Genomic DNA, 13198 nt, shown 5'->3' on the forward strand with positions numbered 1-13198 from the left:
CCCGCACCCGTGCACGCCCCCGGCGGCCCGCCGCACCCGGGGGCCCCGGCGCACCCCGCGCCGCCGCAGAGCCACCCGGCGGCCGGGCAGCCCCACCCTGTGCCGTCGTCCCACCCGGGGCAGGAGACACCCGTGGCCCAGCCCGACCCGCAGCCGCAGGCGCGCAAGCAGCGCGGTGGTCGCAACCTCCAGGCCGCGATAGGCGTGGGGGTAGGCCTCGGCGCGGTGATCATCGCTTCGCTGTTCGTCGTCAAGGCACTGTTCCTCGTCGTGGTGATGGCGGCCGCGTCGGTCGGCGTCTGGGAGCTGACCAGCCGGCTGTCCGAACGCAAACAGATCAAGGCGCCGCTGGTCCCGCTGGTCGCGGGCGGCATCGCGATGATCGCCACCGGCTACTGGTCGGGCGTGCAGTGGGCTGCGGCCTCGCTGGCGCTGACCGGGCTGGCGGTCATGGTCTGGCGGATGGCCGAGCCGCCGGAGAACTACCTCCGGGACATAACGGCGGGTGTGTTCACCGCCTTCTACGTGCCGTTCCTGGCCACCTTCGTGGCCCTGATGCTGGCGGCCGACGACGGCCCCCAGCGGATCGTGCTCTTCCTCATCGTCACGATCTGCAGCGACACCGGCGCGTACGCGGTGGGCTACAAGTTCGGGAAGACCAAGCTGGCGCCGACGATCAGCCCCGGCAAGACCCGCGAGGGCCTGGCCGGCGGCATCGGCCTGTCGATGCTGGCGGGCGCCCTGCTGATGCAGCTGATCATCGACGACGGCAGCTGGTGGCAGGGCCTGATCCTGGGCGGCTGCGCGGCGGTCACCGCGACCCTGGGCGACCTGGGCGAGTCGATGATCAAGCGCGACCTCGGCATCAAGGACATGGGCACGCTGCTGCCCGGCCACGGCGGCATCATGGACCGGCTGGACTCGCTCCTGCCGACCGCCCCGGTGGTCTGGCTGCTGCTGGCGGCCTTCGTCGGCAGCTGACCTCCCGGCACCGAGCAGGGCCCCGGACGCCTGGCGTCCGGGGCCTTCGCCGTTCGGGGCCTTCGCCGTCCGGCGACCCCCGCGGCGTCTGCGACACTGGAACAACCATGCCTAAGCCCGGAGAACACTGACGGGTGAAGCAACGAAGGGCCCTCTACCAGCGGATTTACCGCCAGTAGGGGGCCCTCGCGCATGCCCTGGGCCGTCCCTGGGCCGTCAGGTGGTCGGTTCGCCCGGCAGGAACAGCCGGTCGACGGCCTTCCGGGCCCGGTCCTGGCTGTTCGGCATGAGGTGGGCGTACACCCGGAGCGTCAGGGCCGGATCGGCGTGGCCCAGGTAGTCGCTCACGGCCCGGATGCTCTCGCCGGCATCCAGCAGCACTGAGGCGTAGAAGTGCCTCAGGGCGTGCATGCCGTGCTCGCGCGCTGAGGCGTAGGGCTCACCCTTGCGGGGCGTGGGGATGAGGCCGGCCGCCGCGATTGCGGGCTTCCAGTCCTGGAGGTTGAAGTTGCTTCGCCAGACCAGTCCATCGGCGGTGTTGCTGAACAGCAGCCGGAAGGTGACCGGCGGCCCGTCCGGGGTCTTCCACGGAAGTGTGACCGGCACGGGCTTGCAGGCATCCATGTGGGCCCGGACGGCAGAAGCCACGGAGCGGGGGAGCGGCACGTCTCGCTCCTTGTTGCACTTCGGCGGGGCGAACACCGCCTTCCCTCGGATCTGCTTTACCTGGCGGAGCACACGGACCGTTCCTGCTTCGAAGTTGAGCGCGTCATCTTCCGCGAGACCGATGATCTCGCCCTGCCGTAACCCGCACCCGGCCCCGAGGTCGGCCATGGCCTGGTAACGATCGGGCAGGGCGGCACGGACCTTGAAGACCTGCTCGGGCAGCCACGGCACGACCCGGCGTGCCTCGGTGGCCGGCGGCCGGACCGACTTGGCGCCGCACGGATTGCGGCTCAACAGCCCGTCGTCCACAGCAGCAGACAGGACCGCCCGTACGTCCGAGTAGATGTTCCGGGCGTACCCGCCCGAGATCGGGCTCAGCTCCAGTTCCTTCACCAGTTCCTGGATGTGGGACGGCCGGAATGAGCCGAGCGGTCGGCGACCGATCCGGGGGAACGCGTGTAGGCGCAACCTGGTCTCCACCAGAACCTGACTGGCCGGGTCGGTGGTCTGAGCCTTGAGCCACCGCTCCGCGAACTGTTGGAACGTCGTCCGGGACGCCTTCGGGTCGATGTACTCACCGCGAGCCATGTCGGCTTCGATGTTGGTCAGCCAGTCCTCCGCCAACCGCTTCTGGCGGTCGGGGAAGCTCTTGGACTTCTCGGTGCCGTCGGGCCCGATGTACCGGGCGCGGTAGCGCATGCCGGTGCCGTGGCGGTCGGTGCGGACGCGGCGGGGCTTGCCGTCGGGGCCGGGTTCGGTCTTGTACCAGCGGTCTTGGATGTGTCCGGCCATGGGCCAGCTCCTTGTGGTGGGCGTGAGTGGGGCGTTCTGGGCAGGGAGGGAGGCGCCGGCGGCGGGGATCGGGCCGTTTCCGGGGCTTCGGGGTGCCGTCAGGCGGCGCCTCCCTGCCTCCCTGCGGTGCTGTTCCTGCTGGTCAGGGCAGGGAAGGGCGTCAGGGAGGCAGTCAGGGAGTTCTCCCTGCCTCCCTGGCGCCTCCCTGAGGGTTCAGGCGGCCTGGTGGGTCTGTTCGGTGACCCATTGGGCGACGGCGTCGGGGTGGTAGCGGAGGTGCCGGCCGACGCGGAAGCCGGGCGGGCCGGTGCGCTTGCGGCGCCACTGGTAGACGGTCTCCAGCGGGACGCCGAACAGTGCGGCGACGTCCTCCGGGGTGAGGAAGCGGGTGGGCAGGGGCACCACGGCGGGCGGGGTGGCGGCCGGGGCTTGCCGGTTGGCCAAGGTGTTCTCCTGGGGTTGGCTGCGGTGGGTGACGGCGTCAGGGGTGTCAGCGAGGCCGTCAGAGGTGTCAGAAGGCCGCCCGGTGGGCTGATGGGTGCGGTCTGGAGGGCGTCAGGGCCGTCAGAACGGCTTCCGGGCTGGGTGTCAGGAGCGTCAGGAAGGGGGCGTCAGGGCCGTCAGAAGAGGTGTCAGACGGGGGTTTCTCGCGCGCGTGTGCGCGTTGTCCTAGGGATCTGGCCGTCAACGGCGTCAGACGGTTTCTGACGCTTGGGGCCTGACAGTTGGGGTTTGCCTCTACGTGACGGAGGGTGATCTCCCACCCACCCCCCACCCGGCCGGAGAACGTCCTCCCGGGCCCCTGAGCGGCTGGGGGAGGGCTTGGGAGGTGGGTGGGGGTGGGTGGGGGGAGATCCGGAAACCGTTGCCGGTGACCCCTAGCGACCGCCGGAGGGGTGCCGGGCCTGGTTCGGGCGGGTTGCGGGGGTCGGCCGGCTGGGGCGCTAGACGCTGGGTGGCTGGTCGCGGCGGGGTTCGGCCGCTAGCGAGGTTGCTAGGCCTAGCGAGGGGTGACGCTGGGCCTGGCGGCTGTAGGGCGTCGTGGCGGCCAGCGCGGTCTTGGCCGGCATCCCCTTCCGGGGAGGGGCTAGATCTTGGGCTGGATGTAGACGCTAGACGGCTGACCTGCGCATCTAGCGCTTCTAGGCGGTCTGCCGGGCGGTGGGGGAGGGGCTGAGAACCGGGTACTCCCCCAGGGCCTGGCGGTGGTCCTCGGTCAGGTCGGGGACTTGGTGGGGAGCGTGCCCGGGGCGTCGTGGCGGCCGGTGGGACGTCCCGCTTTCTGGGCGGCCGGGCAGGGTGGTCGGCGGGTGTGCGGGTCATTGGTGGGGCTCCGTTCTGTGGTGCCAGAGGGTTCAAGATCAGGTGCCAGCGGGGGTGACAGGCGGGGTGACAGGCACCGACTGTCGGTCTCGCGCGCGCGTTACCTGGGGAAATCGGGCCCGGTGACAGTCACCGACTGGCGCCTGTCACCTGACGGGCAGCCCGGCCGGCGGGCCGGTGGTGATTGTCCCGGGGGTGGTCCGGAAAGGCCGGAAAGCCCGGAAAGGGGTTTGAGCTGGGGTTTTGTGTGGCGGAAAGTGGTCCGCGATGGTCCGGAAAGGGTCCGGGAGGATGGGCGGCCGGGGTGTTGCGGACCCCTTTGCGGACCATTCCGGACCACTTTCCGCCAGGTGTTTGGGCAGGTCAGGGGGCTTTACGGCCTTTCCGGCCTTTCCGGACCGCCTGTCAGGCGGGCGGGGCGTAGAGGTAGACGGTCTGCTGGCGTCCGCCGGTGGCGACGGGGACGGCGGCGAAGCCGGGAAGCTGGCACAGGCGGGCGGTGACGTCGGTGCGCTGGGTGGCGTTGAGCCGCTTCAGGAGCACCTGTACTTGGCTCTGCGTCATCCCGGACGGCCCGGCGGTTTTGACCGCGTTGAGGAGCTTGTCCAGGTGCGGGTCACCGGTGCTGGCGGCGGCGGCCGGTCCGAGGATGTGGGCGGCGCTTGCGCGGGCGTACCGCACGAGGGCCCAGGCGGCGCGGAGGTGGGTTTCGCCGATGCGGTCGGTGTGGTCGAGCAGGGCGTAGACCATGGCGGTGCGCTTGGCGTAGGGGGCGGCGCGGGCGGTGAACTCCCCGATGGGGCCTTCGTCGTTCTCGTCGCCGCACAGGGCCGGGTAGACCTCCTCGCGCCAGAGCTGGGCGGCGTCCGGGGTGAGCTGCACCTCGCCGACGCGGCGGGCGTCCGTGAGGACGGTCTTCCACGCGGTGGCGAGGTTGTCGACCAGCGCGTCGGGGGCGCCTACGCCGTCAGGGTCGAGCAGGTTGCGGTGGACGAAGACCGGCAGGAAGCGGTTGTAGGTGCCGCCGGCCATCTCGGCGTCCTGCATCTTGGCCCGCAGCTCACGCGGGGAGATGTGGCCGATGACGGCGATGTGCGGGGCGGTGGCGTGCAGGGCGTCCCGGTTCATCACGCCCAGGTCCTCGCCGTTCCAGGCCTGTCGCAGGATGCCGCTCAGCGACGAGCCTTCCCGCCGGCCGCGGGCCATGGTGACGCCGTACTCCGACTCCACGACCCACAGTCGCTTGTCGACCACGCCGGCGTCCTTGTCGCCGTCCCCGTCGCGCACCATCTCGATCAGGCCCTCGCCGGAGGACAGCCCGGAGCGGGTGTTGCAGGCGATGAAGTCCGGCACGGCGGCCTTGAACAGCCGCTTCGCGGTGTTGGTACCCGCGCCTTTGCGGCCGGCAGCGGTGGCGCCGACGGTGAGGGCCCAGATCAGGGCGGGGTGGCGGTCGTTGCCGATCCACATGAACGGCCCCGGGCCGATCGCGGCGCCACCGGCGGACAACAGGTTCACCAGGACGCCGACGGGGTCGGCTTCGGTGGTCGGGTCGAGGTCGCGGACGGTGTCCCCGACCCAGCCGCAGAACACCTCCGGGTCCGGCACCGGGCCCGGCCGCGTGGGGCGGTCGACGCCCGGCGACGGGTCGTACAGCGGGTTCGGGGCGGTGGATGGTCGGCCGTCGGGGGCGGTGGCCAGGTGGAGTTCGACGGGCATCAGGCGCTCTCCGCAAGCTCGGTGGTGTCGGGCAGGTCGGCCTGCCGGCCGTCGGGAAGGTGGTGGCGGTGCCAGCCGGGCTGTCCGGGGATGGCGACCGGCGGCCAGCCGGGGGAGGCGGTGACGGGCCGGTGGGCGGCCTTGGCGGCGCGGGTGCGCTGGTCGGCCAGTTCCAGGGCGGTGGGGTGGTTGGACCAGGCCCGCACGTCCCGCACCAGGCGTTGCCAGGACGCTTCGTCCTCGGCCACCCACGCGGCCCGTGCCCGCTCACCGAGCGCCAGGTCCGTGCGCAGGGCGCAGTGGATGCGCAGAGGGGCGTCCTCGGCTTCCTGACGCCACGCCTCGGCGGCCGTGATGAGCGCGGCTTCCCGGCGCGGGTCGCCGGCCGGGAGGGCGGCGAACGCGGGCGAGCCGTAGATCGGGATACCGGTCGGCTGGCCCCACCTGTCGATCACCACCGCCGGAACGATGCGCTGGAGCGTCTTCAGGAACCGGTCGGCCGCCCACCGGGCGGTGGCGCGGTGCGCGTCCCGCATCGGCGCCGGCAGAACGATCGGGTCGGGCAGGACTTCAGGCACGCCCCCGTCCGTTTCAACGACACCGTCCGGCGTTTCAGCGGCGCCAGCGCCGGGGGTGTTCACCGGTCGGCGAGCGGCGTTCACGGCGCCGTCGGCGACGCCCACCGGCGGGCCCGTTTCAGGTCCGTCCGGTGTCGTTTCAGGGGCGCGGGCCGGGGCTTCAACGGCACTGCCGAATGCTTCGGCGGCGCGGTGAACGGTCAGGTGAACGGCCGCCTGAACGGTGCTTGCGGCGGGGCCGGTTTCAGGGCTGCGGTCGGCCGTTTCAGTCGCGCGGGCCGGGGTTTCAGGTCCGGGTGGTGGCGGTTCGGGGGCGCGGGAGTCGGCCCCGTTCTTGCTGGTCACAGCTACTCCTGCATGGGTCGGGAGTCGGGCTGGAGTCGGGGCGCTCACCGGTGAACGGCCGGGATGTTCACCGGTGAGCGAGTCGGGTAGCGGTCGGCTTGTGATGCCTGGTCAGCGGGCGACCGATGCCTGAGGGGAAGGGGCGGAAAGCGCTTCCCTTGGCGCGGGAACGGTCGGCGGTGAGCGCCGGTGAACGCGTTCGGGAGTCGGGTGAACAGTCGGGTGTTCACCGATGGGCGCGGGCCCTTGAAGGTCGGCCGACTGCGGTTGAAATGGGGCCGCCGACCGGTCGGGTGAGCGCCCGGTGAGCGCTCACCCGGAGACGCGTTAGGCGGCGAGTCGCTGGGTACTCGAACCGGAGAGGGCCAGGGCGGTGCCGGCGGCGGGCGGCTGCGGGGCGGTGACACCAAAGATGCGGGTCACGGCGGCGCCCAGCCGGACCGCGAAGTCCTGCAGGTTGGACTCCCGGCAGCCGGTGTAGATGTCCATGGCCATGTCCGCGAAGTCCTCGGCCGCGTCCAGGTTGGTCTGCGCCATCGCGAACCACAGGCAGCCAACGATCTTCGCCTCGTTGCCGCTCTCCAGGTCCTCGCGCATCAGCAGCGCGCCCGGGGTGAACAACAGGCGGCCGAGGATCTCCGCGAAGGACAGGTGCATGGTCATCTGCACCGCCACACGCGGGGCTGTCTCGGTCACCTCGGGCTCTCCCCACACGTCCACGAAGGTGCGGACGGAGCCGATGGTCAGTGGCTGGGCGGCGAGCGATCCGTGCATGATGGAACTCCCTTCACTGGGGCGTGGAGCGGCGTGCTGACTTGGCGGTTGGATACGCCGCTCCACAGCTGTTTTGGAAGCCGTGCTGTGACACCTATGCTGACCTAGGTGTATCAACCTGTCAAGCGAATGGGTCTAGGTGTATTAGCTCGTGTCAGCGGATACGCTGGCCCTATGACTGTCTCCACCGATGACCATCGCGCCCCCTATGTCCAGGTCGCCGACGCACTCCGGGAGGAGATCCGCTCCGGGAAGCTCCAGCCGGGCCAGAAGCTGCCGTCTGCGCGACAGCTGGCCGATCGGTTCCAGGTCGCGGTGATGACCGCGTCGAGTGGCGTCCGGGTGCTTCGAGAGGAGGGTCTTGTGTCCTCGACTCAGGGACGCGGGACGTTCGTTCGCCGCCCGGACGACCCTGCTCCCGTGCCGCTTGCTGCCGGGCCGGCCGACGCCACGGCCGACCGAGTGGCCGCGCTCGAAGCCCAGGTCGAGCAGCTGGCGGAGCGGCTGGCTGCTGTAGAGGCCTTGCTGGAGGATCGGTCCGCGCAACTTCGATAGCTGACGAGGAGTCAATGTGGCCTTTGGTGTCATGGTGCTGGCTGCCTTCCGTCCGGTAGGTTCCGTCCCTGGCGCAGTCAGCAAATCGCAGCTCACGGTAGTGATTACAGGCTGAGAGTCGATCACTCACAGGTCACTCACAGGCACAATCAGGGGGACGAGATGCCAAGCGAGTCACCGCAGCCAGCCGAGCCGTTTATTGCAGAACTCAAGCGCTGGCGGGACGTTCGCGGGCTCTCACAGTCAGCCCTGGCCAAGGCCGTCGGCTACACACCCTCGTACGTCTCGAAGGTGGAAAGCGGCCAGCAGCGGCCCTCTCGGTCATTTGCCGAGCAAGCCGACCGGGTGTTGCATGCCGGCGGTGCGCTTCGGCGGGTGTTTGCCGAGATCGAGACTCAGGGGCGGCCGGAGCCAGCGACTCATCAGGCAGTTGCGGACCCGTCGGCCGGAGAGGCTCAGCCAGCGAGCCTGATCGTGCGACACGAGGACGCCGAGCTGCACTACGACGGTCGGACTTATCGGGCGACCCAGCGTCGCCAGCTGTACAACGCGAGCCCGGACCCGATCACCCGGTATCTGATCCGGATCTCGGTCGATCGCTTCCCTGGCAACCCTGAGCGCTCCAATCGCCACTACAGGGAGAACCCCCTCACGTGGGAGGAGATCGACCTAAGCGCCACCGTCGGCAGTGAACCCGTAGGCTGGCGCGTTCAGCACGATCGAGACTCTTTCAAGGAGCTCTGGCTCCTCTTCGAGAACGACTACGGCCGGTACCCGCTCTATCCGGGCGAGACGACCTGGATCGAGTACTCCTACACGGTGAGCGATGACAAGTGGGGGAACTGGTTCCAGCGCGCAGTTCGGCTGCCCACACAGCGACTGAGCGTCCGGCTCAACTTCCCCACCGACCTCGACCCGGCAGTCTGGGGCACCGAGACCACCATGACGGCCGCAGCGTTCCCCTTCCGGACCGCGATCCGGCAGGACTCCGATGGGGATCGACGCGTGTACTCCTGGACCACTGACGATCCACCGCTCCACGCCCGCTTTCGCCTGGAGTGGAAGTTCCGCGCCCGCCCTGACCACGAGGAGGCCAGGCCACCGATGTCCGTCACCACTGCCAGCGAGAAGATGCGGTCTATTGGCGTAGTCCAGGCAGGAGACCCGATCCTCACCAGCCGGGCCCGACCGTTCGACCTGCCAGTTGAGGCTGAGGACGTCCGGCGGGTGGTTGCTGAGCTGAACGCGGCCGCCGTGCGGGCCGCCGGCATCCACGTCTTCAGCAAGGGGATGGGTGTAGCTGCGCCTCAGCTCGGCATCGACCGGGCGGCGGCGATCGTCCGGACCGCCGACGGCGAGACCATCACGCTCCTGAACCCCCGTGTGATCGAGGAGTCCGCCGAGAACGATGAACAGTACGAGGGCTGCTGGAGCTTCTTCGACGTGCGCGGAGTTGTCCCCAGGCCGCGAGCCATCACGGTCGAACACCAGGAGATCGACGGACAGCGTCGGATCACCATCTTCGAGGACGCCGTCGCGCGCCTGGTCGCCCACGAGATCGACCACCTGGAGGGTGTCCTGTACACGGCCCGGATGCGGCCCGGTGCCGAGCCGATCCCCGTCTCCGAGTACCGGGGGACCGGTCAGAGCTGGGCCTATGGAGCGGACGGCCGATGATCGGGCCCGATGGGAACCGTTCCGAGCACGGTGGGGAGTCAGTCGCATCGGCCTGGGAGCACCTGGCCGCTGTGGCTGCCTCATGGGACGAACGGCGAGGCGGGGCCTCCACAAAGTCCTGGGTGCCGCCCATCCTGGGCGCCCTGGTCCAAGCGGCGCGGAGCAGCTCGCTCGGCTGCTTCTACCCCTTCACGAGTCACGCGCGCCTGTGTTTCAGCACCGGTCCGGCCCACTGGCTGGCAGAAGGTGAGGTCCTTCCCATCTGCATCGCGCTGCACCCAGAGAGCCGCTACGTAGTCGCTTACAAGCACGCCCCGACCGAGATCGTGCTCGAAACGACTAGCGCGGAAGAGGCCGTGATGGTAGCGGTCCGGGTGATTGAGGGGCGCCTCCAGCTATAGGGTCCGGGACTGCGTTTGGGCCGCCTGTGGGCCGTCCGAGGGTGGCCAGCGATGACAGATGACAGCCAGCGCTGAGTCCTCCACCCCTTGTAGCGCGGGGGTCAGCCCTCGGCGTCTGCGACACTGGAACAACCATGCCTAAGCCCGGAGAACTCACCTTTGTCGCGCCGCGCGGCGCAAAGCCCCCGCGACACCTCGCCGACCTGAGCCCCGCCGAGCGCAAGGAGGCCGTCGCCGAGCTGGGCGAGCAGCCGTTCCGCGCGAAGCAGCTCTCCAACCACTACTTCGGCCGGATGTCGAACGACCCGGCGAACTGGACGGACATCCCCGCGACCAGCCGGGAGAAGCTCACCGGCGGCCTGCTGCCCGAGCTGATGTCGGTGGTCCGGCACGTCTCGTGCGACGACGACACCACCCGCAAGACGCTGTGGAAGCTGTTCGACGGCACGCTCGTCGAGTCGGTGTTGATGCGGTACCCCGACCGGGTCACCATGTGCATCAGCTCCCAGGCCGGCTGCGGCATGAACTGCCCGTTCTGCGCGACCGGCCAGGCCGGGCTGACCCGCAACCTCTCCACCGCCGAGATCGTCGAGCAGATCGCGGCCGGGATGCGCGCGCTCAAGGCCGGCGAGATCCCCGGCGGCGAGGCCCGGCTGTCCAACGTCGTCTTCATGGGCATGGGCGAGCCGCTGGCCAACTACAACCGGGTGCTGGCTGCGATCCGCCGGCTCACCGACCCGGCGCCGGACGGCTTCGGCCTCTCCCAGCGCGGCATCACCGTCTCCACCGTCGGCCTCGTCCCCGCGATGAACCGGCTCGCCGACGAGGGCCTGTCCTGCCGGCTGGCGCTGTCGCTGCACGCCCCGGACGACGAGCTGCGGGACGAGCTGGTGCCGGTGAACACCCGGTGGAAGGTCGCCGAGGTCCTGGACGCGGCGTGGAACTACGCGGAGAAGTCCGGCCGCCGGATCTCCATCGAGTACGCGCTGATCAAGGACATCAACGACCAGGCGTGGCGGGCGGACCTGCTCGGCCGGCTGATCAAGAACCACCGGGTGCACGTCAACCTGATCCCGCTGAACCCGACCCCGGGCTCCAAGTGGACGGCCTCCCGGCCCGAGGACGAGCGCGAGTTCGTCCGCCGGCTCCAGGCGCACGGCGTGCCGACCACCGTCCGCGACACCCGCGGCCAGGAGATCGACGGCGCCTGCGGCCAGCTCGCCGCGGCCGGCTGACCGCAGCGGCAGGACAGGCAAGACAGGCAAGACGGGCGGGACGGGCGGAACAGCTGGCACCGGCCGGCCGGAGCGGCCGCCGGCTCAGCGGAGCCCGGCGGCCGCCAGGACGGCGGTCAGCCCGCCGGTGGCCAGCAGCACCGTGCCGACCGCCAGGGTCCGCAGCGCCACCGCCCCGGCCAGCAGCCGGGGCGCGGCGCCGAGCCGCAGCAGCGCGTCGGCGACGTCCCGGCGGGCGGTGCGGAGCTCGGCCAGCCGGACCACCACGGCGGCGGCCGTGCAGCCCAGCACCAGGCAGGCCTCGACCGCGGGCAGGGCGTCGGCGCTGCCGGGCGTGCCGATCCAGTAGCGGATGGTGGTGAGCACCAGCGCGAGCGCCAGGGCGAGCACGGCCAGCGGCGGCCCGAGCCGCCGGGCCTGGGCGGTCAGCCCCCGTCCGGCCAGCAGCCGCAGCGGGGTCGGCCGGCCGAGCGCGAGCAGCCGGCCGGCCCAGGAGAGCAGCGGGCCGGTGAGCAGGGCGAGGCCGAGGGCGCTCGCCGCCCAGCCGCCGAGGGCGGCGGTGCTGGTGGTGCCGAGGCCGGCCGGCAGGTGGATCGGCCGGCCGTCGACGGCGGCGCCGGGCCGCAGGGCGATCAGCTCCAGCGCGAGGCCGATCACCGTCAGGCCGACCGGCACCGCGATCCGCCACGGGCCGAAGCCGGTCCGGGCGGGCCGGGGGCGGCCGGGCAGCGTCTCGGCGACCGGCACCGCCCCGGCCGCGGCGGCCCCGGCGGTCAGCGGGACCAGCGCGAGCAGGGTGACCGGCGCGGCGGCCGGCAGCCGGACGCCCATGCCGAGGTCGGCGGCGAGCGAGGGCCCGGCGATGTCGTTGCGCAGGACCAGGAAGAGCAGCAGGGTCAGCGCCGAGCCGAGGGCGCAGGCCAGCGCGACCTCGCCGGCGATCAGGGCGCGGATCCGGGCCGCCCCGGCACCGGCCGCGGTGAGGCCGGTGATCCGCTCGGGGCGCTGGGCGGGCACCGCCCGGGCGGCCACGGCGCCGAACCAGGCGACGGCGGCCAGCGGCGGCAGGCACCAGAGCAGGCGGGCGACGGTGCCGGCGCCGCCGGGCGGGCCGCTCATCGCCCGGCCGAGGGCTCTCAGGAGGAAGGCGGCGACGACCGCGCCGGCCACGGCGGTGAGCAGCCAGCGGCCGAGGTCGAGCACCCGGTAGCCCCGGGCCAGACGGAGATAGAACACGTCGACTCTTTCAGCGGCGGGGCGGCGTCAGCGGCGGGTGGCCGACACGGCGGACGCCCCGGCGGTTCCCGGCGCGGCGGTGGTTCCGGCCGTCCCGGCCGGGGCCGTGGTGGTGCGCGGCACGGGCGCGGCGGGCGCGGCCAGCCGTCCGTCGACGAGGGCGACGGCACGGTCCGCGAACCGGACGAGCTCGGGGTCGTGGGTGGCCAGCACGAGCGTGAGCTGGTGCGAGCGCGCCGCACTGGTCAGTATCCGCAGGACCTGGTCGGCGGCCTCGCGGTGCAGCGGGGCGGTGGGGTCGTCGGCGAAGACGACCGGCGGGAGCGGGGCGAGCGCGCGGGCGACGGCGATCCGCTGGCGCTGGCTCTGGACCAGCCGGTCGGGCCGCAGCCGGGCGGTGCCGCCGACGTCCAGGCGCTCCAGCCACTCGTCGGCGGCGGTGTACGCGGCCTTGTCGCCGGCTCCGGCCAGCAGCAGCGGCAGCGCGACGTTCTCCCGGGCGGTCAGTTCGGGCACCAGGTGCGGTTCGGAGCCGACGAAGCCGAAGCGGTCCCGGCGCAGCCGTTCGCGGCCGGACCGGCCGAGGGTGTGGACGGGGGCGCTGTTGAACCAGACCTCGCCCTCGTCGACCGGGAGGAGGGCGGAGAGACAGCCGAGCAGGGTGCTCTTGCCGGAGCCGCGCGGGCCGGTGACGGCCAGCACCTCGCCCTCCCGGACGCCGAGCGAGATTCCGCGCAGGGCGGGGGTGCCGTGATGGGACTTGACGATCCCCCGGGCCCACAGCACGTCGTTGTCAGGCGGGGCCGCTGACATGAGGTTCCATCCTGGGTGGCCGCAGGGATATGACAGTCGTCAGATTAGAACGATCGGGACCGGTCGCGGGTGCGGCGCACTGGCCCATCAGGGGCAAATCACC

At 71.6% G+C, this 13198-nt stretch carries 12 protein-coding genes; 5 read left to right on the forward strand and 7 right to left on the reverse strand.

The genetic code is table 11. The features are described from left to right. Positions 1-9: 9 nt before the first annotated feature. Entirely contained in the window at positions 10-981 is a 972-nt protein-coding gene (locus tag ABZ885_RS10835; protein WP_360186314.1) for a phosphatidate cytidylyltransferase, read from the forward strand. Positions 982-1197: 216 nt separating this feature from the next. On the opposite strand, the gene ABZ885_RS10840 is transcribed toward ABZ885_RS10835, so the two are convergent. The 5 genes from ABZ885_RS10840 to ABZ885_RS10860 form a co-directional block, all read right to left on the reverse strand. Next, on the reverse strand, positions 1198-2439 hold the full coding sequence (locus ABZ885_RS10840) for a site-specific integrase (RefSeq protein ID WP_360186234.1): 1242 nt from the start codon (positions 2437-2439) through the stop codon (positions 1198-1200). A 213-nt stretch (positions 2440-2652) separates the two neighbouring features. Beyond that, complete coding sequence (locus ABZ885_RS10845) at positions 2653-2883, reverse strand: helix-turn-helix domain-containing protein (protein WP_360186237.1); 231 nt, start codon at positions 2881-2883, stop codon at positions 2653-2655. A 1284-nt stretch (positions 2884-4167) separates the two neighbouring features. Next, positions 4168-5481: a DUF3987 domain-containing protein gene (locus ABZ885_RS10850; RefSeq protein WP_360186241.1), complete on the reverse strand. Its 1314-nt coding sequence runs from the start codon at positions 5479-5481 to the stop codon at positions 4168-4170. Further along, positions 5481-6059, reverse strand: coding sequence for a hypothetical protein (locus ABZ885_RS10855; protein WP_360186243.1), 579 nt, complete (start codon positions 6057-6059; stop codon positions 5481-5483). The genes ABZ885_RS10850 and ABZ885_RS10855 overlap by 1 nt, the downstream gene beginning before the upstream one ends. Before the next feature lie 672 nt (positions 6060-6731). Beyond that, a complete protein-coding gene (locus ABZ885_RS10860; RefSeq protein ID WP_360186246.1) occupies positions 6732-7178 on the reverse strand; it encodes a hypothetical protein in 447 nt (148 codons plus the stop codon). A 174-nt stretch (positions 7179-7352) separates the two neighbouring features. Here ABZ885_RS10860 and ABZ885_RS10865 point away from each other — a divergent pair, with 174 nt between their 5' ends. The 4 genes from ABZ885_RS10865 (at position 7353) to rlmN (ending at position 11046) form a co-directional block, all read left to right on the forward strand. Then, positions 7353-7733, forward strand: a complete 381-nt coding sequence (locus ABZ885_RS10865; RefSeq protein WP_360186249.1) for a GntR family transcriptional regulator — start codon at positions 7353-7355, stop codon at positions 7731-7733. A gap of 162 nt (positions 7734-7895) precedes the next feature. Next, on the forward strand, positions 7896-9410 hold the full coding sequence (locus ABZ885_RS10870; RefSeq protein WP_360186252.1) for a peptide deformylase: 1515 nt from the start codon (positions 7896-7898) through the stop codon (positions 9408-9410). Next, positions 9407-9811, forward strand: a complete 405-nt coding sequence (locus tag ABZ885_RS10875) for a DUF6193 family natural product biosynthesis protein (protein ID WP_360186255.1) — start codon at positions 9407-9409, stop codon at positions 9809-9811. The genes ABZ885_RS10870 and ABZ885_RS10875 overlap by 4 nt, the downstream gene beginning before the upstream one ends. A 134-nt stretch (positions 9812-9945) precedes the next feature. Beyond that, positions 9946-11046, forward strand: a complete 1101-nt coding sequence (gene rlmN, locus ABZ885_RS10880; protein WP_360186257.1) for a 23S rRNA (adenine(2503)-C(2))-methyltransferase RlmN — start codon at positions 9946-9948, stop codon at positions 11044-11046. 84 nt (positions 11047-11130) lie between these two features. On the opposite strand, the gene ABZ885_RS10885 is transcribed toward rlmN, so the two are convergent. Then, on the reverse strand, positions 11131-12282 hold the full coding sequence (locus ABZ885_RS10885) for a hypothetical protein (RefSeq protein WP_360186260.1): 1152 nt from the start codon (positions 12280-12282) through the stop codon (positions 11131-11133). 27 nt (positions 12283-12309) lie between these two features. Beyond that, positions 12310-13095, reverse strand: coding sequence for an ATP-binding cassette domain-containing protein (locus ABZ885_RS10890; RefSeq protein WP_360186262.1), 786 nt, complete (start codon positions 13093-13095; stop codon positions 12310-12312). Positions 13096-13198: the final 103 nt, after the last annotated feature.

The organism is Kitasatospora sp. NPDC047058 (genome assembly GCF_040643935.1).
GTDB lineage: Bacteria > Actinomycetota > Actinomycetes > Streptomycetales > Streptomycetaceae > Kitasatospora.